The sequence below is a fragment of the Paenalcaligenes hominis genome, assembly GCF_011927625.1.
GTDB classification, from domain to species: domain Bacteria; phylum Pseudomonadota; class Gammaproteobacteria; order Burkholderiales; family Burkholderiaceae_B; genus Paenalcaligenes; species Paenalcaligenes hominis.
This window is the reverse complement of record NZ_JAATIZ010000001.1, coordinates 245,365-271,106: the sequence shown is the minus strand read 5'-3', so window position 1 is coordinate 271,106 and position 25,742 is coordinate 245,365. Positions and strand designations below refer to the sequence as shown.

Below are 25,742 nucleotides of genomic sequence, written 5' to 3'. Positions count from 1 at the left end.
CGTGCGGTGGAGCAATTAACAATTAGCGGCTGTGAACTTCTGTTTCAGCAAAGAAATACGCAATTTCAACAGCTGCTGTTTCAGGCGCATCAGAGCCATGAACGGCGTTAGCATCAATGCTGTCAGCGAAATCAGCGCGAATCGTACCGGCAGCGGCTTCTTTGGGGTTAGTAGCACCCATAAGCTCGCGGTTTTTAGCAATAGCGTTATCGCCTTCGAGGACCTGAACAAATACAGGACCAGAAATCATGAACTCAACGAGATCATTAAAGAAAGGACGCTCTTTATGTACAGCGTAAAAGCCTTCGGCTTCGGCGCGTGATAGTTGGACTAAACGACCTGCTACGATCTTTAGGCCAGCAGCCTCAAAGCGAGCAATGATTTGACCGATTGCGTTTTTAGCAACAGCATCAGGCTTAATAATAGATAGGGTACGTTCAATAGCCATGTAAAATCCCAGTATAAACAAAAATAGATGTCGTGCCTGCATAGACAAAGACGACAATGACAAAGAAAATGTTGTTTTTATCAAAAAAAACAATCACTTTTGATGTTTTTAAGATAGCGAAGTATTTTAACATGCCCACAGCCTCATGCTGCATCTTAAAATACCGCTTTTAGACTTATATTTTTTTAATAGCGGCTTTTTGGGGGTAGCCCCCCAGATCCTGCCTTAACTCGCAACATAATGACCAACTCTTCCAATACCTCTCTACTTGATCAGCTCGCCAAAAGCTTTGAACCCAAAGACATTGAAAGTCAGCGTTATGCCCAATGGGAACAAGCCGGTTTATTTCGTAGTGGGCAGCATGTGCCTACTGCTGACGGCTCTAGCCCTGCTTTTGTGATTCAATGCCCCCCACCGAATGTCACTGGCACCTTGCATATGGGCCACGCTTTTAACCAAACCATCATGGACGGTTTAACGCGCTACCATCGCATGAAAGGCTTTGACACAGCGTTTATTCCTGGTACCGACCACGCGGGTATTGCCACCCAAATCATTGTAGAGCGCCAACTGGATCAACAAAATATTTCGCGCCACGATTTAGGACGCGAACGCTTTGTAGAAAAAGTATGGGAATGGAAAGAACAATCCGGCAGTGCCATTACCCAGCAAATTCGTCGTCTTGGGTCGTCATGTGACTGGGATCGCGAATACTTCACCATGGATGAAAACCTGACTCGCGGCGTCGCTGAAACCTTTGTGCGTTTGTATGAACAAGGCCTTATCTATCGCGGTAAACGCTTGGTGAACTGGGATCCCGTTTTAGGCACAGCCGTATCAGATCTTGAGGTAGAGAGCACCGAAGAGCAAGGTCATTTGTGGGAGATTCGCTACGCTTTAACTGAACCCACTGGCGAGTTAACCCATTTAGTGGTTGCCACTACACGTCCAGAAACTATGCTAGGCGATGTGGCCTTAATGGTACACCCCGAGGACGAACGCTACCAACACCTGATTGGGCAAAGTGTTATTCTGCCTTTAGTGGGCCGTGAGATCCCCATTATTGCTGATGATTACGTAGACAAAGACTTTGGCACAGGGGTGGTCAAAGTTACCCCAGCGCATGACTTCAACGACTATGCCGTGGGTGAACGCCATGGGTTAGAAAAAATCAGCATTCTTAGCCTGGATGCAAAAATCAACGAGAACGCACCTGAAAAATATCAAGGTATGGACCGTTTTGAGGCGCGCAAACGCATCGTAGAAGACCTCGAAGCCATGGGGGCTTTGCAGGCGGTTAAACCACACACACTAATGGTTCCACGCGGCGACCGCACCAACACCGTCATCGAGCCCATGCTTACCGATCAATGGTTTGTGGCCATGAGCAAACCTGCCCCTGAAGGCGCCATGAACCCAGGTAAAAGCATCACCGATGTCGCTCTCGAGGTCGTGGCCAATGGACAAGTTAAATTTGTTCCTGAAAACTGGAACACCACCTACAACCAGTGGTTAAACAATATTCAAGACTGGTGTATTTCGCGTCAGCTCTGGTGGGGGCATCAAATTCCGGCATGGTACGCCGAAGACGGCACCATCATCGTGGCGCGCAACGAAGCCGAAGCCCAAGAAAAAGCCAAGGCCCAAGGTATTACAGGCGAGCTACGCCGTGATGAAGACGTACTGGACACTTGGTTTTCTTCTGCATTGGTGCCTTTTACCGACTTAGGTTGGCCAGAGCAAACACCCGATTTAGCCAAATACTTGCCATCTAGCATCCTGGTTACCGGCTTTGATATTATTTTCTTTTGGGTAGCACGCATGGTCATGATGAGCATGCACATGACAGGCCAAGTCCCCTTTAACACCGTCTATGTTCACGGCTTAGTGTGTGACATGGAAGGTAAGAAAATGAGCAAGTCGCGCGGTAATACCATCGACCCCGTTGACTTAATTGACGGGATTGATTTGGAAACCCTAGTACAGAAACGCACTTTTGGGCTGATGAACCCCAAACAAGCCGACAGCATTGCTAAACGTACCCGCAAAGATTACCCCGATGGAGTTCCCGCCTATGGTACGGATGCCCTGCGCTTCACCATGGCCGCCTATGCCACGTTGGGTCGCAACATCAACTTTGATTTGAAACGGTGCGAAGGCTATCGCAATTTCAACAACAAGCTTTGGAATGCCACACGCTTTGTCTTAATGAATACCGAGGCCGACCTCCCGTTTGCCCAGCCAGAAGCCGCCGCCGAATACTCTACCGTTGACCTCTGGATCCGTAGCCAATTACAACGCTTAATTCAGCTAGTCGAACGCAACTTTGCGGAATACCGCTTTGATAATATTGCCAATGCTATCTATCATTTTGTGTGGGATGAGTACTGCGATTGGTACTTGGAAATGGCTAAAGTCCAAATCCAACAAGGCACGCCTGCTCAACGACTAGGCACGCAACGCACGCTAATTGAAGTGCTTGAAACGCTATTACGTTTAGCGCACCCTATCATCCCTTACATCACCGAAGAGCTCTGGCAAAAAGTTTCTTTAATTGCAGGGAAACGTCAGGTAGATCAAGAACAAAGCATCAGCGTTCAAGCCTATCCCGAGTTTATCGAAGCCGAGCTTAACGAGCAGGCTGAAAAACAAGTGAACGAGCTTAAAACTCAAGTTGATGCAATTCGCGCCTTACGTAGCGAAATGGGGTTGTCACCCTCTGAACGTGCGCCACTCTTGGCTCAAGGCGATGAAACCATGCTAGCGCAGCACACCCCTTACTTAAAAGCGCTAGCCAAGCTTACCGATGTGGAAATTCATGCGCAGCTTCCTGATTTAGGTGCACCAGTCCAAGTCGTGGGCACCACCCAGCTCATGCTGCATGTCGAAGTCGACATCGAGGCAGAAACCGCGCGTCTTACCAAAGAAATCGATCGTTTAACAACGGAAATCGCTAAAGCCAATGGCAAACTAACCAACGCTAGCTTTGTAGAGCGCGCCCCTGCTGCCGTGGTTCAACAAGAGCGTGATCGTTTAGCAGGTTTCACACAAACCTTAGAGAAAATTGAGCAACAACTACTGCGTTTACGTGCTTAAACTTATATAACAACGCAAAAAAAACGCCCCAAACGGGGCGTTTTTTTATTTTATTTGCGGCAGCCTAGTAAAAGCCCTTACTTGAAGCGTGAAGAGTTTACTTTTATCTTATGACTCTATCCTGCAATTCACATCAGGATATTTTTATAACATTAATAATATGTATCAAATCAGGAGACTCTTACATGCGCTATTTTTCTGGGCCTAAGAAAACTCTATTAGGCTTCAGCCTACTCGCTTGTTCGCTATTTCAACCAGTTAACGCTCAACTTCCAAATACAGTGACCATTCATCGTGATCACTATGGCATTCCTCATGTTTTTGCTGATCATCAATATGGTCTTTTCTATGGTTACGGGTATGCCGTCGCCCAAGACCGTCTTTTTCAAATTGATATGGCACGACGCTCTTTTGTAGGCACTACCGCTGAGGTCTTGGGTGCAGGAGAGAACGATATCTATTTAAATTACGACATCAGTGTGCGTAAGAACTTCAACCCCTCTTCTATTCATAAGCAAATTGCAGCTTTAAATAAAGACGACGCTGCTATTTTTCAGGGCTATGCCGATGGCTTTAATGCTTACCTAAAAAAAGTACAGCAAAATCCTGAGTTACTCCCAAAAGAGTATGTGGATTATGATTTTGAACCCACCCCATTAAGCAGCTTTGATGTGGTGATGATATGGGTTGGCTCCATGGCTAATCGTTTCTCTGACATCAACCTTGAAATGAGCGCTCTCAGCCTGCTACAAGACCTTGAGCAGCAGCATGGCAAGGAAAAAGCACAGCGCATTTTTAATGAGTTACGTTGGATTAATGATCCGGCCTCCCCCACTACCGTACCCACAGGCCATACGGCTGAGCTGAGCCAGGTAAGCCAACCCAAGCTTGCTCCAATCTCTACGCAATTAACTGCCGCAGTCCATGCACACCAGCAGCAACACTGGGGTGGCATCGGGCCAGACTTTGCTCCCAAAGCGAGTAACCTTTGGATTACCCAACCCCAACGTGTTACTGAAAACGCAACGGTGTTGATTAATGGCCCTCAGTTTGGTTGGTATAACCCCAGTTACACATATGGTATTGGTCTGCATGGCGCAGGCTTTGATGTCGTAGGAAACACCCCATTTGCCTATCCCATCATTTTATTTGGCACTAATGGCAAAATTGCCTGGGGCTCTACCGCAGGACCTCAGGACGTGGTGGACATGTACCAGCTTCAACTAAATCCTGCTCAGCCACACCAATATTTATTTAATGGGCGCTATGTAGATTTAACTGAACGCAAAGAACACATTCGCGTGCGCGATCAAGCAGATAAGACTATTTCAGTCTGGAGTGCACAGCACGGACTAATTAGTCATTTTGACAAAGAAAATCATGTCGCTTACAGCAAAAAAAGAAGCTGGGATGGCTACGAGGTTCAGTCGCTTTTGGCTTGGTTGCGGGTAGCTAAAGCACAAAACTGGGAACAATACCTAGAGCAAGCGGAAAAGATGGCCATCACGATTAACTGGTATTACGCTGATGCAAATGGCAATATTGGTTATGTGTCTCCGGGTTATCTTCCAAAACGTCCACCACACCAAGACATACGCATCCCCGCTAAAGGTGACGGTACGATGGAATGGGAAGGCATACAGGGCTTTGACGCTATTCCCAAAGCTTACAATCCGTCGCAAGGCTATTTAACTAACTGGAACAATCGTCCCGCTCCTGATAAGACCAATACAGATACGTATTTTTGGTCGTATGGCGATCGCGTTAACGAACTCAACGTTCAGTACGAGAAAAAAGATCGCTTCAGCTTAGAGGAAATTTGGGATTTTAACCGTATTGCCTCTTACGCTGACGTTAATTGGCGCTATTTTGCTTCACACCTAAAGCAGACTGTTGCCAGCATTGATGCAACCGCTCCCTACTTTGATATGGCCCAAGCCTTAATTCAATGGGATGGCGTGGAAAGAAATATAAATAGTCATAACAAAGGACCAGAACGACTGATTTTTCGCACTTGGCTAGAGGAAATGTACAAGTTAACTCTTGTGCCTCTTATCCCTAGCACCCATCAAGCTGCGTACACCAGTACCGGCTTTGCCTCAGAAACAGGCATGAATCCCGGTTCAATTAATTTGAGTATGGGTACCAAGGTCCTGTTACGCGCTTTAGATCTAGAGAAAAATCCGGATCCAAGTCGCTACGCTTTATTTGCAGACAAAAACTCCACTGCAGTGATGCGTGAAGCTTTAGCTAATACCTATGCACGCTTACAAGCCGAGCAAGGCTCTGACTTCTCTTCGTGGCAGCTTCCTACCTCAGTTCACCGTTTTAGTGATAAAAACTTTACTGGCACACCCCAAACCACATTGGGTAATACGTTTCAGTTCACAGGCTATCAAAATCGTGGCACACAAAATGATCGCGTCATCTTTTATGAAAATAAGGTGGAGTTTTGTGACGCCATGCCACCAGGACAAAGTGGCTTTATAGACCGAAACGGCAAACGCAGCCCACACTATGATGACCAACTAAGCCTATATGAAAACTTTGAATGTAAAATCGTCCACACAGACCCAAAAACCATTCAGGCCACTAGCATCAGCGATGCCGTACTGATTCTTCCCACCTCAAAGCCTTAAACTAAAAAGCCCCAGTCATCAAGGACTGGGGCTATATATGGCTCGCGTATTTTAATTACTTATTAACGCTGATTTGCCATTAATTCAGTTAAAAACAGTTCATCTTTTTTATCTAAAAGCCCTTGGGCACGTGCTTGCTCAATCAATTCCGGTCTACGTATAAAAGTGAGCCGTAATGATTGCTCTCTACGCCAACGTTCTATGTTTTTATGATTACCTGATTTCAGCACCTCAGGAATAGCCATGCCATTGTAGATCTCTGGCCGTGTGTAATGAGGGCTGTCTAATAAGCCATCTAGTCCCACATGAAATGAGTCACAGACGGCAGATTGCTGATCATTGAGGACGCCGGGCAAGAGACGGATAATGCTGTCCATCACAGCAAGTGCCGCAATTTCCCCACCAGACAACACAAAGTCACCTAGGGAGATCTCGTGGGTGACCCGAGTATCAATAAATCGCTGGTCAATTCCCTCGTAACGGCCACAAACGATGATAGCGCCATCGCTTTGAGCCCACTGCTGTGCAACGCGTTGATCAAAACGCTGCCCGGTAGGGCTCATTAAAATCACTGGCGAAGTTAATTGCTGTGCTTGCCGAGCAGCAATAGCTTCATCGACGGCCGCATCTAAGGGTTGCGCTAACATCACCATGCCCGGGCCACCCCCATAAGGGCGATCATCTACGGTGCGGTGTACATCCTGCGTATAAGAACGCGGATTCCAAAACTGTAAGTCCCAAATGTTTTTGTTACGCGCACGCGCGTTCACGCCATTATCAGTTAATGGGCTAAACATTTCAGGAAAAAGACTAACGACGTCGAAACGCATCGTTAATTAGGGATAAAAGGCCACGAGCTTAGAATCGTTTTTTTGCTCTGGTCGACCTCATTGATATAGGCCTCGACAAAAGGCACGAGTTCCACAACAGGACGTTGTTTAGCATCAAGCTGCGATATGAACTGGGCCTGATCGTTTAGGAAGCCGAGATGTACCTCGAGAACGGCGTGAGCTCCGTTATCAAAGACATTAGCAACTTGTCCTACCAACACGGACTGGCCATTGTGGTCGCCATACAATAGGCAGCCAATCAAGTCGACCCAGTAATGTTCGTCTTCATCCACTGAGGGAAACTCAGCACGCGATATCCAGACGGTATGCGCTTTGAGCTTTTCGGCTAGGTCACGGTCATCAAAGCCCTGAAACTGAGCAACAACTGTTGCACTATGAGGACGGGATTTAACCACCGTTAATAACTGCGCCGGAGCAGTTGCCAAGTCGCCCGCCTTGTTGGGAGGTACGGGCGCTCGGAGCCACCACTTTCTAACACTAAGCAATGCTTCGGCATCAGCTGAATAAGGTTGAACCTTGATCCAGCCACGAACCCCATAAGCAGATACCACACGTCCTACTTCAACCAAATCAGTAGGCAAATCCAATGACATCTGTTTTAAAGGCATAACGAAGCACTACCTAGGCAATTAAGCAGCTTGAGCTTTGGAGTATTCTTTTACTAGACGAGCTACAGCTGGAGATAGCTGAGCACCGTTGTCTACCCAGTACTGAACACGATCCAATTGTAGACGTAGGTTTTCTTGACCTTCACCACCAACTGGGTTGTAGAAACCTAAACGCTCAATGAAGCGACCATCGCGACGATCGCTAGAGTTGGCGGCTACTACAGTGTAAAACGGACGTTTCTTGGAGCCACCACGGGCTAGGCGAATTACCACCATTGATAATCCCTTCCTGTTAAAAAAGTGTAAAACCAAAGATTCTACCACTAAGACAGCCTTAGCGGAAATTGCTTGCCTATTTTACACGGTTTACGCGACAAATACACAACAACTTAGAATCTACCTTTATTAGCGACGACGAATGTAATGAATGACGCCGTCGCCCTCATCAAACTGACCAAGCAACGTGTTGCCTGTTTGATCAGTGAATGCTTGAAAGTCTTCTTTGGCACGTGGATCGGTGGTGATCACTTTCACCACCTGCCCACTTTGAACCTGAGCCAGTGCTTTTTTAGCACGTAAGATAGGCAGCGGACACAATAGCCCACTGGTGTCGACCTCTAGCTCAAATGAAATGGCATCTGACATATAAAACCCAGTAGTTAATTAAAGCTGAGACTCGACCCACGCTTGGACCGAACCGAGTGCAGCAGGCAAAGCGGCTGAGTCGCTGCCTCCGCCCATGGCCATATCAGGACGACCGCCCCCTTTACCCCCTACTTGGGCCGCAACCATACCAATTAACTCGCCTGCTTTGACCTTGGCATTGATATCTGCGGTTACGCCAGCAACCAAACTGATTTTATCGTCTTTAGCTGTGGCTAACAGCACCACGGCTGACTTGAGCTTGTCTTTAAGCTGATCTACGGTGGTACGTAATGATTTAGGATCGGCTGCAGGCAGATCGGCCACTAAAAGCTTGACCCCACCTGCTAACTCGATAGCCTGACTTACTAAATCTTGGCCTGCTGAGGCAGCTAATTTATCTTTAAGTTGATCGCGCTCGCGCTCTAATTCGCGCAATTGCGTTTGCAATTGCATTAAACGCTCGGCTAGTTTTTCTGGCTGAGTGCGTAGACTGGCGGCTGCGCCTTGTAAGGTGGCTTCGCGTTTTTGCACCCAAGCCAATGCATTTTCACCTGTGATGGCTTCGATACGACGTACCCCCGCCGCAACCCCACCTTCGGAGACGATTTTAAACAAACCGATATCACCGGTGCGCGCTACGTGGGTACCCCCACATAGTTCGCGTGAAAAACCAATGTCTAAAACACGTACCTCATCGCCGTATTTTTCCCCGAAGAGCGCCATCGCCCCACCACTGACGGCATCATCGAAGCTCATGAGTTGAGCTGCCACCGGCTGATTAGCGAGGATCTCTTGGTTAACAATGGCCTCGACCTGAGCAATTTGCTCGATGCTGAGCGCAGAGTCGTGAGCAAAGTCAAAGCGAGTTTTATCAGCGTCGACTAAGGAACCACGTTGTTGGACATGATCCCCTAATACTATTTTCAATGCTTTGTGCATTAAATGCGTAGCTGAATGATTGCGAATGGTATGCTGGCGATGATCGGCATCGACTTGAGCTTGGACTGAATCGCCGACCTTAAGATTGCCTTGAGTGACGACACCATGATGACCAAAGACCTGAGCCAGCAGTTTTTGTGTATCTTGAACCGTAAACGCAGCCGTTGCGCCTTGGAGCACACCCGTATCGCCTACCTGCCCCCCGGACTCAGCATAAAACGGTGTGCTATCTAACACAACGATGGCTTCCTGGCCTTCGTTGATTTGCTCTACAGCACTGCCATCTACGTACAAGGCCGTCACCGTAGCGGCTGTGGTTAGCTGCTCGTAGCCCTCGAATTGTGTTTCTACCCCGTCGTATTTCAGATCGGCAACGGCTGTTTTAAATTTACCTGAAGCCCGAGCCATTTCGCGTTGACGCTGCATGGCTTGATCGAAACCGGCTAGATCGACTTCGACCTCGCGCTCACGGCAAATATCGGCAGTTAAATCAACAGGGAACCCATAGGTGTCATACAACGTAAATAACGTTTGACCGTCAAGTACGCCGTCTTTGGGTAAGTTTGCCAACGCAGATTCAAGAATCTTCATGCCGTGCTCTAGGGTTTCACTAAAGCGCTCTTCCTCTTGTTTGAGAATTTGCTCGATACGGCTTTGCTGCTGGATGAGCTCTGGGTAGGCTTCACCCATATGCGTCGCTAAATCAGCGACCAAGCGGTAAAAAAAAGCTTGATTTTGACCGAGTTTATGGCCATGACGTAAAGCACGACGCACAATACGGCGCAAAACGTAGCCGCGCCCCTCGTTACTAGGGATCACACCGTCCACGATCATGAACGCACAGGCGCGAATGTGATCGGCAATGACTTTCAGCGAGTTATTACTGAGGTCTTGGGTGTGCGTTTCGCGCGCTGCTGCCTGAATTAAGTGTTGAAATAAATCAATCTCGTAATTGGAGTGAACATGTTGCAATACCGCAGAAATACGTTCTAAGCCCATACCGGTATCTACGCAGGGCTTGGGTAACGGGTTTAAATTTCCTTCAGCATCGCGGTCAAACTGCATAAAGACCAAGTTCCAGACTTCAATATAGCGATCGCCGTCTTCGTCCGGAGAGCCGGGAGGGCCGCCCCATACGTCTGGGCCGTGATCATAGAAGATTTCAGAACAAGGCCCACACGGCCCAGTATCTGCCATTTGCCAGAAGTTGTCAGAGACATAGCGCCCGCCTTTGTCACCTATACGGATAATGCGCTCGGCTGGCACACCAATCTGTTCATTCCAAATGGCATAGGCCTCATCATCCTCGTGATAAACAGTGACCCAGAGCTTTTCCGCAGGCAAGCCGTAAGTTTTGGTCAGCAGTTCCCAGGCGTACCGGATCGCATCCTCTTTGAAGTAATCCCCAAAGCTAAAATTGCCTAGCATTTCAAAGAAAGTGTGGTGACGGGCGGTATACCCTACGTTTTCGAGGTCATTGTGTTTACCACCAGCACGTACACAACGTTGCGAAGAGGTCGCGCTGGTATACGGACGGGTTTCCTTGCCCGTAAACACATCTTTAAACTGCACCATACCTGCGTTAGTAAACAGCAAAGTTGGGTCATTAGCTGGAATTAAAGAAGACGATGGCACGATTTCGTGACCACGTTCTTGGAAAAAAGATAAAAACTTTTGACGAATTTCGGATGTTTTCATTGAAAGCAGCACGACAAAAATAGGTAACAATCCATTATAGTAATAGATTAGTAAAACACCTAACAGCACAATTACGCTACGTCGCATTCCAACGACTTAGCTTTTGGCACAGCCATAAATTGAAATAGTCCGTGCCTCAGCTAAAAAACTGGTTGAGTGATAGCTTGGCAACGGCTTGGTTCCAATTAACATCGCGCCCGTCGAGGTCGGCGGACAGGCACAGGTTCCTACGAGTGGGTTGGCTAACCAACAAACGGGGGCTCTACGGGCTCCGACAGACAAACCATAATAGCCCCCTTGATATAAAGGCAAAGGGGGGTGGGTCATCTCTAATACCACCTCGAAAAACGCTTTAATTGTTAATGGGTCGGTTAACACATTTTTGGCGACCTGCACCCATTGACCCGCCTCACAGATAAACAAACGACTTTGTTCGCGACTCAATGCCCCTTCCTCTGTGCAGGGTGCCTGAGGCTGAGCCAATGGCGCTAAAAACAAAAACCCTTGCGTGTGAATATCTTGCTCTACCCGTAATGCCCCCGCTATGTCTACGTCTGCTTGAAAGTCAGGATTACGACGCTCTTTAAGCCGTAGATAGGCTGACTCTGCATTATCTGTAGTGGCTACTAGCGCTACACTGCCTACCGCTAATGCGTGAGTCATGTGAAAAGAAGGGTTAGCTAGACGACGCGCTGCCCCTGTTAGCCATTGGGGGCTATGCTCGTAGACCACGTAGCCTTTTCCTTGGGTTTTAGTTAACCACTGCGCTGTTGCTGCTAAATCTACCCCCCCTTTGTCCAATAGCAACGGGGCGTCGTAAACGATTAACGCTTCGATATGACACGTATCGGGACCACATCCTGCGGGTTCAATATAAATAGTAATGTGGTCACCGCCCTGAACCTCTGGCGCTAAAAATTGCGCCTGGATTAAATCAGCTATGGTTGGGCGCCAAGCTTGGCCGCCAGGCAGCTGTGTCTCTGAGCTAGAGGCGTGCAAAAGTTGGGTGGCATAGGTATCGATATAGCGTTGCACCCCCTGCTGCACCGTCAACATCAAATAAGCCAAATTTTCCGCTTTCTGCTGCTCTGCGGTGTGTTTTAGCCAGGTGCTTAACCCGGTGCCCAGCACAAGCAGTACAGCCAGTACGAGGCTCAACTCGATTAATAACGACCCCTGTTGCTTAGGCATAAGTCACCTAACTAATGACAAACTCAAAAGTGTTTGAATCACCGCGTTCGCACTGTTTTTGGGCATGAGCCGCGTTATACACCTTGCTCTCTGATTTGACGACCTCTGATCCTACGCTAATTGTGTTTGCAATACGCTGCAAGACTGACGATAAGCCAGGGCATGCCGCATGGCTTACCTTGTCTAGAGTGATTTTTAACTCTTGCCCACCTGTGATCTCTACCGTGCCCTCTTTACCTAAGCCATGCAGTATTTGTACCCCTGCACCACTGCCTATGATATTAAATACCCCAGCACTTTCTAGCTGCTGCGCAAACAAGGCATTATCTACCCCCTCGTAAGGTTGGGCTTCGTACAAAGGGGTATTTACATTGTGATTCACCACAAAACGCGCAATCCCTTCGCCTACCTTTGGCACACGGCTTTCTATAATAAAACTATTAATCGCAGGAATGCTGACAATAGCTATCAATAAAATAATGGCAGAAACCACGGATATTTCAATTAACGACAGGCCAGCTTGGCGTTGATTTTTAATTGGAGAGTGGACAAAAACAGGAAAAGCGAATGGAAAAGTTTTCATGGGTATGTCTCCGGCTTAATGGGAATAAAACATGAGCAATGCACGGCGCATTTCATCAATCACTACGTAATGCCATGCGCCGATAGCCAACATAACGCCCACACAAGTCAGTAAAAGCAACCACCGCCATACATGGGCTTTAATCAGTAATTCTTTTTTGAAGTGATCAAGCAGACGTTGATGCATTAGGCTGATGGCAGGCAGGAGACTTTGGCTTTGTTCTATGTCCTCGAAAAACCATTGCCAAGCACGCGGTAATAACCCCGTCGCAAACCCCCGAGCCCCGACCTCGCCTTGCAGCATACGGGTTTGAATTTTTTGCGCTTGCCAAGCCAGCCATCTGTCTGAGCCTTGAGCAATTTGCTGTATTGCTTGGCCAAGCCGTAGTTGAGCCACCTGCTGGTTGAGCAGTAACGACAGCAAGCCAAACAAATAAGTGACTTGAAATTTTTTATAGCTTGCCCAGGGCTCAAGGCAATCTACCTTGTCGCGCATGGGGCCGACTAACCAAGGCAGCGAGAGGAGCACTGCAGTAAAACCCAGACTGAAACATACCGCCATGATGAGCCCATACGAGCGCATTAAGTCAGCCATTTCAAATAATGCGCGAGTTTTAGCCCCATACAAGGCCGCAGGCAAGACAGCAAACGTAGACTTTAGCTCTGGCACGGTAAACAAAGGGATTAGGCTAAATACTGACCCCAGCAATAGCATGGCTAGAGCTACTGGCCACAAAATGTGGCTGAGTTGAGAGCGCAACGCTTTGAGCTCTTGGTGTTGCTGTGCCAGTAACTGAAGCGCAACGGCTAAGGCATTGTCGCCCCGTAACTGTCCTAGTTGAATAACGAGTTGGTCTACCGAAGACAACAGAGAGCCCCAAGTTTGGACTAAATCGCCCCCATTTTGCTCGTACTGCTGCCCCCAATAGGTAGCTAGCCGCCCTCTATAGGTGCTCAAGCCGTAGCGCTGACTCTCTAGGGCAAAAACTGCACGCAAGGTCAACTGCCCATTGGTCCCCTGTAAAAGCTGAGACAGGTAATTAAAATAATCAACACGTTGCCGCTTAAAACGACTGACGTCCCAATAACGTTGCCACCACATCCAGTATTGCTTTAGCATGGCCGCCCCTTCGGCCACCTGCCCTGCCAAGCAGGACTATCAAGCACATCAAAATAACGCTCTAAGTCAAAAGGATCTATTCGGCCTAGGCTTACTTGCTCTAAGGCATTAAAACGTAACGGTTTCCATCCGGCCTGCAGTAAGACGGGTAAAACGGGCTGGCGAGCCAATAGAGCAACTAGATAATCAGGATATAAAGCGGGGTCGAGAATCTCTGCACTGACTACACGTCCCTGCCAGCCTTTTAGTTCAGGTAACTCAGTATTAAAACAGTGCTCACACCCTGAGAGGCAACGCACCCGTACTTGGCTAAGATCCATGTTTTTCATTAAGCGCTTTAGTTGGCGAATCCATTGCGAAAAAGGATGGTGACGGCGTATAGCCTGAGGCGGATAATCCGTTAAGGTAATGAGCGGAATAGCGCAGTAAGAACATAAACGGGGCAATAAACACTGATGCACAAGTAGCTTTATGACGCTGGGTGCCGTTAGCAAATCCATTGATACTCCAATAAAATCAGAATGCAGACGGGCGGGAACCAATGCTGCGCTGGCGGCATGCACAGTGGTATACAAACGCACGCCAGATGAGCTTAAGTCAGTAAAGGCACGCCCTGTTTCCACATCGCGTATTTCCCCTAGCAACACATCTGTCATGGCGGCACGTTTCAAGGCGCGTAACTTGGCCCCAAAAACCTGATGCGACTCCTCGAAGAGGTCTCGGCTTAGAGCGACCTGAACGGCATTGGAAATTAAGTATTCAACGGGGTCTTCTAAACTGACTAATTTACGCCAAGCTGGCAACTGAGCAATGAGTGCGGCCAAGGTGGTGGACTTTCCCGACCCCACCGCACCAGAAAACACCACAGCCCCTCCGTCGCCTAGTAAACTGTTTTCCAGTTGCAATTGCTGTGCAGGCAAATACCCTAGCGATGCTAAATCTGGTAATACTGTGCCAAGCTGGCGTTGCAAAATGCGCAAGCAAATACTGGGACCGAGCTCTGCCGCTAACGAGCCCCAGCGCAGCATTACGCTTTTGCCTTCTATTTCGCAGTGCAGGCTTCCTTGTTGTTCTTTATGAGGATCAAAGACTGCGCCGTTGCCGCCACGAATACTCATCCAAACCACTGCCATCATATCAAGTAAAAAACGGGTGCTTATGCCCTGAAATTTAGGTGGGTGACTATAGCGCCCTGCAATAGAAAAACGCACCTCGGAATAGGGGCTGGCCGTTAAAATATTGATATGAATGTCTGTGGCGTGATGCAGTACCCCCCAACGCACTATTTCTAAAAAAGCATTAAATAAGTCGGCTTGAGCCCACAACGCGCCCGACCCTGCGGCTTGATTAGCCATGGGAGATGACGGAGCTGTTCGGACGAGCTCTAAAAGTAACGTCACCCCAACAACATAACAAGGCACCTTAGCCAGTTGGTAGCCTTTTTTTTGGATCAGGGCGTGCAAAGCGTCTATCGCATCGCCTACCTGATGTTCTTCAATAGCAAACACCGTCACCGATTGATCGGCTAACAGCACAGGACACAACCGACTGACTAGCTCGCCTAGCTCAAACTCTTGGATGAGTAATCTTTCGATCTTAGGTTGTAATTGCTGTATTTGCTCTAGATGGCTTAATACTGGCGCCGCAACGCGAGGGCTTAGGTCGTGGCTTGGGTTAATCAGCAACGGGGGTGCGCTTTGACGCCACAATGATAAAAAACGAGGCCACATTATTCACCCCCTGGGCTAGCTACACAAAGCTGATGCGTTTTGTCTTGATGAGCTAATGTGATGCAACGCCCCGCCATGCTTAGTAAACGTAAGGTGTTAGAGGAAGTGCTACCCAAAGGCCAAGTTTGCCCTTTTAAATAAATGTAATCACGGCCATTCCATTGCACCTCGGCCAAAACTCGTTTACCCACCCCGTACATGGCCTTTAGGCGTAGTTGGTCGGTGGGTTCAGTCTTTAAAGCTTTAGACTGACTGGTGGGCTTAGGCTGCAGTAGCTGCTCGGTTTCTAAGCGCATGAGCTCGTAAACGTGCTGCCTGTCAATATCAAAGGACGAGTTCCCTAGTGCTAAACTGGGGAACCACGCCAACAGCAACCAAACCATGGTGACCCCTAACCGAGATGAGGGCTTAATTGCGTACATAAGTCACCCCATGCAGTTGGGCCTGAAGCACGCTGTGCTTTAAACTGGCCTTGGCTTTTTTATTTACTGTTAAAGAGGCTTTTTCCCAATAAAAACGCTCGTCGAAATCCAATAACAATGCCACCGACCGTAAAGGCCCTTTTAGGTGTAGTGCCTGTTCGAATATAGGTACGGGTTGTGGAAAGGTGGCATTTGGGTCTGCTTGAGTTCGTGCTCGTTCGACCGCTGCTTTGCCATATACCACAGGGTCTTTCAGTACCATGCTTTGAAACGCCGGTTTTAGTCGTTGTAACTGGGCCAAAAATTGCTGTTGATGGGTGTGCATGTCGTGCCAAGCCCGCGCACCTGTTACGGTGAAGCTAACGGTATCTTGCGTTTGAATATGTTGTAGATCGGCTTGCGTTAGTCTCCAATGCTGAGGGTACTCTTGTTTAAAATCCATCACTGTGGCTGTTTCCGCTGCGGGCTTAAACTCATGCGTACAATTCCATGCACTCGTCTGAATTTGGCATGTCGAGGTGCTTAATTCCCACCGAGCCAAGCTAAGAGGCAACTGCTGCCAATAATGTAATAGGGCTTGTAATGCATGGTGGTTACTGACGGGGCGCGCCTGCTGCTGCCAATAGGTGGTGTATGGATCGACAATGACGACTGGAGGCTCGATAGCTGCCACCGAGACACGGGGGGTATAGCTCCAGTACAGGCCCCCGATCCCAATAACACACGCCGTAGCCCATGCCCACGATCGCTGACGTATTGGTTTTAACTGGGCCTTAGCTCGTAGCCTTGGGTTAATCAATGGCAGAAGGGCTTGAATAGACAATGTCTCGCCCTGCAATACGAGGGTGGTGTAATGACTTTTAAACTCATGGACCCGCTGCTGGGCTTGATCGAGAGTATGGAACAAGACGTCGCCCTGTCGTACAGGGGTGCCCTCGTGAACCACAACCAGCCAATACAGTTGCTCGGCTAGCTGATAAATCGCAGCATGAACCCCTCGGGGAAACAGATAAGCAAAACACACAGCGGCGGAAATACGGGTTGTTTTTTGGCCTAGCTCTTTTTGGCTGAGGCCTACACACATAAAGTGTCGTCCTATGACTACAGAGGCCCGAGCCCGGTATTGTTTACTCAGCACGCGTGCCTGTTGAGTGGTGGATGCGCCCAATAATGGAAACCAACGCAATCCAAAAACTAACTGGTAATGACTACAGATGTGTAGATGCTCTTGAGACATTACATCCCCTCCTCGACTTGGGCTGTGATCATTAAAAGGGTTCTAAACTTTTTATCCTGAAGGCGCTTGCCACCCCCAAAGAGCATAGACAGACCTGGTGCCATACTGCGCTCAGTCTGCTGCTGTTCGTTATGGTCAAAACCGGCAATAATCAATGGCTGTCCGGGACGCAGTAAAACCTGCTGGACCGTAGCAGACCCCTCTACGGTTAACTGTTGCACCTGCATGCCTTGGTCCTCTGAACCGACAGCAATTGTTTTTAAAGGTTGGGCTACGGTGTTGTCATAGGCCACTGATAGCAAGACCTGACCGTCGTCTTGAATATCTGGAACTAAAGTTAAAATAGAGCCTACTGTTTCTTCTTTTTGACTGAGGCTAATGGAATGCGTCATAGCACCATTGCCTATGCTGTAGGGTGTATTTTCCACTTTGTCGATATAACTAAACGTCGTACGTAACGCATGCGTGACTGGGCGCCGGTTGAGGCTTAGAACAGGAATACTGTTACGCCTGACGACTTGGGCGACCTCAGCTAATGCTTTTATAAAGGCCTCGCTCTGGCTAAAAGGGCCTTGTTTGATGGCTGCACCCAACTGCTGCACAGCAGGGTTAGCGATGCCGGTTAAGGTGGCCGAAGCGGCTAGTTGCGCACTTTCAAAAATCACATTCCAATCTATGTTGAAATCACTCTCGGTTTTTAACCCAAGGGTAATTTCCTCGAAGACTAATCGGACTCGACGTGTCAATGCTTGATTTTCAGACTCTAAGAACAAGGCGATTTGGTCTAGCGCAAATGGCGTATCACTAACGACTACCGTTTGGCTGCCTCCGTTTACCGCTACAATGCGCCCCGCCCCCGTCATGAATAATGCCAAACGCGCTTTGAGGTTTTGCCATTCATCCGTATCTGCCTGGTAGAGTTCGGTACCCGATTGACTACTAAAGCCAGTAGCCTCGTCGACCTGATTACCTACTCGGGCGTGGCTAGTTGCGGCTAACGACAAAGCTCGTACTTTGAAAGAGCGAGTTTCCACTTTATAAAATTCAATGAATTCGCCGCTAAAACGCCAACTTACATCAAAAAAAGCGCTGATTCGGTCGAGGCTTTGTGCCAAGGGCTCGGGATTGCCCATGAGTCGCAATCGTCGGGTGGCCGCCTGTCCGAGCTTTGCCTGCCCAGCAGGTAAAAAGCTTTCAGGGCTGAGCTTGGCTTCGGGTTGTACGCGTACGGGTATTTGTGTTGCCAACGCAATGCGTTCAGCAATTTGGTCTAGATCGAGCGCCTGTGTTTGAAAAATTAAAGTCGTTGATACATCCGCCTGAAAAGCAGGCGGTAAGATCAGTTCGCGAGCTAGAGGTTGAACCTTGCCCACCACCCAGGGTTGTTCTATGTGCTGAGTTGGTGCCTTGGTCTGAACGCTATGACGTACCGACTGCTGCAGAAAATCAATGTGTTCTTTTTCCTGCACAAATTTTTGTTGAGCGCGCTGCCATGGCTCGAAGAGCTGACAGCCACTTAGACACAAGACGCCTCCAAAGATAATGAATACTATGCGCATAGTCCTTTACCCTTGTGCTGCGACAGTACGGTGGTCGCTGGGATCACATGACTGGGCTAATGCAATCACACGCATGACTTTGTTACTGTAAAAACAGGCTTGTAAGGGGCGGCTACCTAATGCGGTGCTACGCATAAGTTGCTCGACCGCTTGGTTAAACGGCCCACTAAATGTGGCGGCAGACACCACCGGCAAATCGATTTCCAGTTCCCAATGCTGGTCTTGGAACTCCCAGCCTTCGCGTTGCGCCCACCGTTTTAAGGTATGTCGTAGGGTACGATCGCTGGGTTCCGCACGAAACGGCATGGATGACAAATCAAACGATGCAACGGCAGGCTCTGCTAGCACATCGAGGTCTGTATCTGGATAAAGCTGGCGTGCAGCACTGGGCTCGGTTGACTGAGCGACCGCGAGTTCTTGCGTTAGAACAGAGCCATTGGCATCAGAGAATGAAGAGACGGCAGGATGAGCTTGAGGACTGACCTCAGGGGAAACATAACGTGCTTGGGCCTCTCGGTGCGCCCCTTTAAACAGAAGCTGTTGCCAGTTTCCTTTGACAATGACGTATGGTTCTGAGCGTTGATAATGCAGGACACGATGGCGTCCCGCATCGAGAGCAAAAATAGCGGGTAAGGTTTGCTGCGGAGCAAACTGTAACCATATCTGATCTGGGGTACTAAAAAGCTGAATGGGAGCGACTTCTCTGGCACCAGATAACTGCCAATTAAAGTCAAATTGTTCTGCGCTGGATGGAGGAGACGCTAGGAAAGAAAAGCGCTGTGGCCATGAATGCGTGTGTTCACAGCCGCTTAAGCCCACCAAAAGCACAGTTGCTGCAATTGCTTTGTACACCATGCCTAGCTCCATAAAAAAATAGCACTCAAAAAGTCTTGAGTGCTATATTGGAGCGCTTTAGGCAGGCTGCCTAGATTGTATTTATACGTGTGTTGAGATTAGCCTACTTTGCATTAATGAGCTTGTTGGCCTCTGCTGCGGCTGACTGCAAAGCGGTCATCGCGGGCTGCTTGCCCTCGAGGGCGGACTCGAGGGTGGTATTAAACATCGCTCGAATTTGATGGTAGTTTTTAATTTTAAAGCCACGCGCTGTATTTTCTGGCTTTTGACTATACACCGCTACCAAACTACGCCAATCACCGAGGTTTTTATAATAGTCGGCCCCAGTGTTAGCAAACGCTTCCTGAGTTAACGGTAAAAAGCCGGTTTTTTGGAACCAGGTGGCCGCCGGTTCAGGTTGCGCTAACCAGGCTAAAAATTCGGCACTGGCCTGATCTGCTGCAGCGCCATGACCTTTAGTCAACCATAAGCCAGACCCAGTGACAAAAGGGCTTCCTGGTGTGGCTGTGACCTGAGGGTAATAGGGGATGCCGGTTACGGCAAAATCCAAACGGCGCTGATCTGCAAACTGGCCAATATTGCCAGAGTTTGACATAAACACGGCGCACTCCCCTTCGGCAAAACGAGTCGGGGACTGCACAAACTGAGAAGGATGCACTAGGATTTCACTACGCACCCAACTAATCATTGTCGACAAATGTCGAATGTACATGGTGTCGAAATTAAAGCCAACTTTGCCTTTACCTACGCCGGGGCCATAAATCTGTTTATTAACCGCCGCTAAATTCTCTAAATTAATCGACACAGGCTGATCTGACGTTAAAGGACAACGTCTAGAGCCGTTATTGGCGAGGGTAACCAACTGCCCCTGTAAGTCTTGCCAAGAACGTGAGGGCTGGGTGGGCGTTAAGCCGGCTTTTTTAAAAGCGTCAATGTTGTAATACATGACGGGGATCTCTGCCATAAACGGCAAAGCAAGCAGTCGGCCTTTGGCGTCATGCATAAAATTATTTTCGCTAGGCAAAAACCACTTTGTATTTTTAGCCGTGGTTTTATTCAAGGCCTGATAAAGCGGTTGAATATAAGCACGTGTCGCCACGTCATCCATGCCTGAGACCTCGGGCAGCTGCACGACATGAGGACGCTCTTTTTCAGCAGTTAAGCTAAGCGCAGCATCTAGGTCGTTTTGAGAATCAAATGCACGAGTCTTGACCGCAATATCTTTTTGCTGCTTGTTAAAGTCTTTCACCAATTGCTCAAACACTTTTTTATTGTGCGCGTTTAAGCTGTACCAAACTTGAATATCGGTGGCTGACCAAGCAGATGTGGAAACCAAACCAGCAAGGGCTGAAAACAAAACGCCACATAAACGTTTAGGCGTAAAAATAGTATAGCTAGTCATAAGTCCTTCAATGTAAAAAAGGAAACTCAGGTTCAGGATGGCGATTAGCCATAATATCGGCAAGCGCCCGCCCTGACCCCACGCCCATAGTCCACCCCAAGGTGCCATGGCCCGTATTCAAATAGAGGTTTTTGATATGAGTGCGTCCAATCAATGGCACATTTGATGGGGTTGCAGGACGCAAACCAGACCAAAACTGCACATTATCAAAATCAAGTTGATTTGGGAACAATTCTTTTGTGAGATTAACTATCTTTGCACATCGTTGGGGGCTGAGTGCGCGCCCATAACCGGTAAGCTCAGCTAGACCCGATACACGTAGTTTGGTACCTAAACTGGAAAAAACCAAGTGATTTTTGCTGTCCATGAGGCTAGCTTGGGGCGCTGCAGCGCCTTCGACCCAGTCAAATGTAGCCGAATACCCTTTAGCGGGGTAGACAGGACAAGAAATACCCAATGGGTTGACAAGCAGTGGGCTATAAGCCCCTAGTGCCACCACAAATGCATCAGCATGAAGCCGCTGATAGAGGCCTTGGTGATCAATCAGCTCAACCTCTTGTACTCTGCCATCTGCGCAATGCAGTTTTTTTACCTGGTGCTGATACATAAACTGTACGCCTTTTGCTTTGGCTAGCAGCGCAAGCTGTGTGGTAAAAGCATAGGCGTCGCCTGCCTCGTCATCACTGGAGTAATCACCACCCACTAGTTGGTCTTTAATGGCGTTTAGCGAAGGTTCTAAGGCTAACAGCTCGGGGACGCTCAGTAAACGGCGCTCTACCCCTACATCGCGCAGGCGATCTGCAATGGATTGCGACAAACTGAAGCTTTGCTCGTCGCGGTAAAAATTCAAAATACCATTTTGATGATAGGGGTATTTGATTTTTAGCTCTTGGCGTAACTGTGCTAAGAGCGAACGACTGTACTCGGCCAGCCGCACCATTGCCCGCATATTGTTTTCGAACCGAGACGCTTGGCACTCACGAAAAAAGGCCAGACTCCATAACCATTGTTTACTATCTAAAGACGGCTTAAAGAAAAGCGGTGCATCGTCTTTAAATAATGAACGTAATAAGTACCACGGGGCGTGAGGATTGGCCCACGGTTCGGCATACGAAGCAGAAACAATACCGCCACATGCGCGCGTTGTTTCAAGACCGGCAGCTGCTTGGCGGTCAATAACAATGACCTCGTGCCCTTCGTCCGCTAACCACCACGCTGTGGCTATACCGATAATTCCACCACCTAACACTACTATTTTCATGGGCCTCTCGCTTTTAGGCACGCCCTAAGACGTGCCTAGGACTGGCTATTAGTCAACTAAATCGGCTTCGGAGGTAAATGCATCAGCATAGAACACCGCAGCATCTAAGCCACAATGCTCGACGAAGTCTTTCTGCGCATTTTCAACCATTATAGGCGCACCACAGGCGTAGACTTCCCACCCTGATAAATCCGGTAAGTCTTGCATAACAGCATGATGCACAAAACCGGTGCGTCCACTCCATTGGTCTTCAGCCAGCGCATCGGAAACAACAGGAACAAAGGTGAAGTTAGGAATAGTTTGAGCCCATTGTTGCGCTAAATCCATCATATAAATGTCTTTAGGTCGACGGCCACCCCAATAAAAACGCACCTCGCGCTGAATGCCTTGGTTTTGCATGTGCTCTACAATGGCTTTAATGGGAGCAAAGCCTGTGCCACTGGCGACAAAGACCAGCGGCTTATCACTTTCCTCTCGTAAGAAAAATGAGCCATATGGCGCTTCGGTACGCAACATAGCACGTTCTTTCATTGCAGGCTCGGACGCACCAAAGACATAATCAGTAAAAGCACCACCTGGCATATGACGTACATGCAGCTCGATCTGATTGTTTTGTTGAGGAGGGTTAGCCATTGAATAGCTGCGACGACGGTTATCACGCAAGATAAATTCTATATATTGCCCAGCATAATACATTAAGGGTTGGCCAGGAGGTAACTGAACCACAAGGCGCATCACGTCATCGGTAAGCTTTTCCATCTCTAGAACACGAGCTGGCATTTTGCGAATTTGAATGTCTGTGGTTAAACGTGCTTGGGGCGACTCAATACGCATGTCAGTTTTGGGATGGGCCTGACACATGAGCGTAAAGCCTTGGTCAAGCTCGTCTTGCTCTAAGATATGCTGAGGCGCTTCACCGGCTTCGAACTCGCCCTCTAGCACCTTACCTTTACAGGTTGAGCAACCGCCGCCTCGGCAACTGTAAGGCAGCATCACATCGGCTTCTAAGGCCGCATCTAATACGCTTTGCCCAGGCTGAACCTCGAATGAATAGCCGGCTGGCTCGACAATCACTTTAAAACTCATTTTATTATTCCGTAACTGCAGAAAAAGGGGTTAACACCATTTCTATGATTTTGCGCTCAAGGCTTTTACCTTTACGAGCGCGTTTACCTAAATAGGACTCCAGCGTAGTGCCTTGAATGAGCCAATCTGTCGCTCGGCGACGGTATATACCTGAAATTACAAAACCATTTTCAGGCCCCGTGGCCCAGGCAACCACGTGGTCATCCTCGTCTAAATCAATTAGCTTTGTGCCTCGCCCCCCACCGCTTAGGGTTCTTAATTCATCAAGTGAAATCACTAAAAACCGCGATTTCGCAGTGAGAAGTGCCAACAAGACATGGTCTGGCTGCACATATACAGGACGCAAAAGTGTATCGTTTGCGGCGACAGAGACAAACTGTTTACCCGCTTTCTGACGCGTACTCATGTCACTAAGGTGACTGAGAAACCCATACCCACTTTCTGCACCCAGTAGAATCTTTTGTTGTGCTGAGCCCACCATCATATGACAGATTGGGGCGGCACTGTTAACCTCGGCCAGCGCGGTGATGGGTTGACCATCGCCCCGTGCTGAAGGCAAATCGCCTATCTGTACCGTGTAGGTGCGACCATCAGTCCCTAGTGCAATTAACTCGTCGGTGCTACGGGCTTCGCGTGCATCGTAGTAGGCATCCCCACTTTTAAAGCTGAACTGCTGTACATCATGGCCGTGGCCTTGACGACGTCGCAGCCACCCTTGTTGCGACATGATAACGGTAATGGGCTCATCCACCACACGAGTTTCTAATACTGCACGTTCTGCTTCTTGGATGAGAGTACGACGCGCATCAGAAAAGTTTTCCGCATCTTGGTTGATTTCTTTAATGAGTAATCGTTTGAATGCGGTTTTACTCTTTAACAACTTTTGCAATGCTGCCTGCTCTTTACGCTGCTTAGCTAACTCTTGCTCGATTTTAAAACCTTCTAGTCGAGCGAGCTGCCTTAACCTCATTTCCAGAATGTCTTCGGCTTGACGCTCACTTAAAGAAAAGCGCTTGATGAGTGCATCTTTTGGCTCGTCGGCATCACGAATCGTACGGATGACAGCGTCTACATCCAAATACACAATCATGCGCCCTTCAAGGATATGAATGCGATCCGTGACTTTGTCGAGACGGAACTGAGTGCGTTTACGTACGGTATCCGCCCTAAACTGTAGCCACTCCTCTAGCATTTGCCTGAGCGTACGTTGGCCTGGTCTGCCATCAATGCCAATGCTGACCAGGTTAATACTGACATTTCCCTCCATGCTGGTTTGCGCCAACAAGGTGGTAATAAATTCGTCTCTATCAATACGACTGGACTTAGGCTCAAAGACTAAGCGTACCGGAGCGTCTTTACCTGATTCGTCGCGCACCGTATCCAATAAACCTAAAAGCAATGCTCGAGTCTGCTGCTGCTCTGGGGTGAGCGCTTTGCGTCCTGCGCGAATTCGAGGATTTGTTTTCTCTTCGATTTCCTCTAAGATTTTTTGACTTGAAGCCCCGGGAGGCAGCTCATTAACAACTAATTGCCACTGACCGCGTGCTAGCTCTTCAATTTCCCAACGCGCGCGGACTTTAATCGAACCACGACCTTGTTTGTAAACCTGAGTGATGTCTGAGGGAGAGGTAATAATTTGGCCACCACCAGGAAAATCAGGCCCGGGTATGAGCTGATAAAACGTCTCATCATCTAAGTCAGGCTTTTCAAGCAGTTGAATACAAGCCTGGGCTACTTCAGTCAAATTGTGTGGTGGAATTTCAGTTGCCATCCCCACCGCAATCCCTGACGCCCCGTTTAACAGAACAATAGGCAAGCGGGCAGGTAACAGCACAGGCTCTTTTTGAGAGCCATCGTAATTGGGCTCGAAATCCACGGTACCTTCGCTTAATTCCTCTAGCAACAAATTAGCAAAAGGAGTAAGGCGCGCTTCGGTGTAGCGCATCGCGGCGGCATTATCACCATCGCGCGAGCCAAAGTTGCCCTGGCCTTCGATGAGGGGATAGCGCAACACGAAGTCTTGCGCCATTCGTACCATCGCATCGTAAGCGGCTTGGTCACCATGGGGATGGTATTTACCTAATACGTCTCCGACCACACGGGCTGACTTCACGGGTTTGGCCCCTGAGCGTAATCCCATTGCATTCATCGCATACAAAATACGACGCTGTACGGGCTTTTGGCCATCAGACACATCGGGCAGCGCACGCCCTTTTACTACTGAAACGGCATAGTCCAAATACGCTTGTTCGGCATATTGCGCTAGAGTGATTTCATCATTTTGCAATGATTCTGCCTGAGCAGAGGGTTCATTTGCACCAGACGCAAACAAATCGGATTGCATCATACTTATCCTGTTTAGTCTTTAGTTTC

At 48.5% G+C, this 25,742-nt stretch carries 20 protein-coding genes; 2 read left to right on the top strand and 18 right to left on the bottom strand.

Annotated features, from left to right (window positions below):
- Positions 1 to 22: 22 nt before the first annotated feature.
- Positions 23 to 448 (bottom strand): nucleoside-diphosphate kinase, encoded by a 426-nt coding sequence (gene ndk / locus GGR41_RS01290; protein ID WP_167660297.1) that lies wholly within the window; start codon positions 446 to 448, stop codon positions 23 to 25.
- A 240-nt stretch (positions 449 to 688) separates the two neighbouring features.
- Between ndk and GGR41_RS01285 the strand changes: the two genes are divergently transcribed.
- Positions 689 to 3,544 carry a valine--tRNA ligase gene (locus GGR41_RS01285; protein WP_167660296.1) on the top strand — a complete coding sequence of 952 codons (2,856 nt, stop codon included), beginning with the start codon at positions 689 to 691 and terminating at the stop codon, positions 3,542 to 3,544.
- Between the two features lie 185 nt (positions 3,545 to 3,729).
- Entirely contained in the window at positions 3,730 to 6,183 is a 2,454-nt protein-coding gene (locus tag GGR41_RS01280; RefSeq protein WP_167660295.1) for a penicillin acylase family protein, read from the top strand.
- Positions 6,184 to 6,245: 62 nt separating this feature from the next.
- Here the strand turns inward: GGR41_RS01280 and trmD are convergent, their stop codons facing one another.
- From trmD to parC, 17 genes are all read right to left on the bottom strand, one after another.
- Positions 6,246 to 7,013: a tRNA (guanosine(37)-N1)-methyltransferase TrmD gene (trmD, locus tag GGR41_RS01275; RefSeq protein WP_167660294.1), complete on the bottom strand. Its 768-nt coding sequence runs from the start codon at positions 7,011 to 7,013 to the stop codon at positions 6,246 to 6,248.
- Between the two features lie 2 nt (positions 7,014 to 7,015).
- The gene (gene rimM / locus GGR41_RS01270; protein WP_167660293.1) at positions 7,016 to 7,642 is read right to left on the bottom strand and encodes a ribosome maturation factor RimM; all 627 of its coding nucleotides are present in this window, start codon (positions 7,640 to 7,642) and stop codon (positions 7,016 to 7,018) included.
- Positions 7,643 to 7,663: 21 nt separating this feature from the next.
- On the bottom strand, positions 7,664 to 7,918 hold the full coding sequence (gene rpsP, locus GGR41_RS01265) for a 30S ribosomal protein S16 (protein WP_077733518.1): 255 nt from the start codon (positions 7,916 to 7,918) through the stop codon (positions 7,664 to 7,666).
- A gap of 129 nt (positions 7,919 to 8,047) precedes the next feature.
- Positions 8,048 to 8,287 (bottom strand): sulfurtransferase TusA family protein, encoded by a 240-nt coding sequence (locus tag GGR41_RS01260; RefSeq protein ID WP_077733519.1) that lies wholly within the window; start codon positions 8,285 to 8,287, stop codon positions 8,048 to 8,050.
- A gap of 18 nt (positions 8,288 to 8,305) precedes the next feature.
- Complete coding sequence (gene alaS / locus GGR41_RS01255) at positions 8,306 to 10,924, bottom strand: alanine--tRNA ligase (protein ID WP_167660292.1); 2,619 nt, start codon at positions 10,922 to 10,924, stop codon at positions 8,306 to 8,308.
- A 96-nt stretch (positions 10,925 to 11,020) separates the two neighbouring features.
- On the bottom strand, positions 11,021 to 12,115 hold the full coding sequence (locus GGR41_RS01250; protein ID WP_167660291.1) for a hypothetical protein: 1,095 nt from the start codon (positions 12,113 to 12,115) through the stop codon (positions 11,021 to 11,023).
- A 7-nt stretch (positions 12,116 to 12,122) separates the two neighbouring features.
- Complete coding sequence (locus GGR41_RS01245) at positions 12,123 to 12,698, bottom strand: pilus assembly FimT family protein (protein WP_077733521.1); 576 nt, start codon at positions 12,696 to 12,698, stop codon at positions 12,123 to 12,125.
- 15 nt (positions 12,699 to 12,713) lie between these two features.
- Positions 12,714 to 13,817: a hypothetical protein gene (locus GGR41_RS01240; RefSeq protein ID WP_167660290.1), complete on the bottom strand. Its 1,104-nt coding sequence runs from the start codon at positions 13,815 to 13,817 to the stop codon at positions 12,714 to 12,716.
- Complete coding sequence (locus GGR41_RS01235) at positions 13,811 to 15,547, bottom strand: ATPase, T2SS/T4P/T4SS family (protein ID WP_167660289.1); 1,737 nt, start codon at positions 15,545 to 15,547, stop codon at positions 13,811 to 13,813. Before GGR41_RS01235 ends, GGR41_RS01240 begins: the two co-directional genes overlap by 7 nt.
- Positions 15,547 to 15,969, bottom strand: coding sequence for a hypothetical protein (locus GGR41_RS01230; protein WP_167660288.1), 423 nt, complete (start codon positions 15,967 to 15,969; stop codon positions 15,547 to 15,549). Before GGR41_RS01230 ends, GGR41_RS01235 begins: the two co-directional genes overlap by 1 nt.
- Positions 15,956 to 17,206 (bottom strand): type 4b pilus protein PilO2, encoded by a 1,251-nt coding sequence (gene pilO2, locus GGR41_RS01225; protein WP_167660287.1) that lies wholly within the window; start codon positions 17,204 to 17,206, stop codon positions 15,956 to 15,958. The genes GGR41_RS01230 and pilO2 overlap by 14 nt, the downstream gene beginning before the upstream one ends.
- Positions 17,206 to 18,765: a type II secretion system protein GspD gene (locus GGR41_RS01220; protein ID WP_167660286.1), complete on the bottom strand. Its 1,560-nt coding sequence runs from the start codon at positions 18,763 to 18,765 to the stop codon at positions 17,206 to 17,208. The genes pilO2 and GGR41_RS01220 overlap by 1 nt, the downstream gene beginning before the upstream one ends.
- A 6-nt stretch (positions 18,766 to 18,771) precedes the next feature.
- Entirely contained in the window at positions 18,772 to 19,620 is an 849-nt protein-coding gene (locus GGR41_RS01215; protein ID WP_167660285.1) for a TrbG/VirB9 family P-type conjugative transfer protein, read from the bottom strand.
- Between the two features lie 103 nt (positions 19,621 to 19,723).
- Entirely contained in the window at positions 19,724 to 21,022 is a 1,299-nt protein-coding gene (locus GGR41_RS01210; RefSeq protein ID WP_167660284.1) for an extracellular solute-binding protein, read from the bottom strand.
- 7 nt (positions 21,023 to 21,029) lie between these two features.
- Positions 21,030 to 22,283 carry a D-amino acid dehydrogenase gene (locus tag GGR41_RS01205; protein WP_167660283.1) on the bottom strand — a complete coding sequence of 418 codons (1,254 nt, stop codon included), beginning with the start codon at positions 22,281 to 22,283 and terminating at the stop codon, positions 21,030 to 21,032.
- A 48-nt stretch (positions 22,284 to 22,331) separates the two neighbouring features.
- Entirely contained in the window at positions 22,332 to 23,369 is a 1,038-nt protein-coding gene (locus GGR41_RS01200) for a CDP-6-deoxy-delta-3,4-glucoseen reductase (RefSeq protein ID WP_167660282.1), read from the bottom strand.
- 4 nt (positions 23,370 to 23,373) lie between these two features.
- Complete coding sequence (parC, locus tag GGR41_RS01195) at positions 23,374 to 25,713, bottom strand: DNA topoisomerase IV subunit A (RefSeq protein ID WP_373868044.1); 2,340 nt, start codon at positions 25,711 to 25,713, stop codon at positions 23,374 to 23,376.
- Between the last annotated feature and the right edge of the window lie 29 nt (positions 25,714 to 25,742).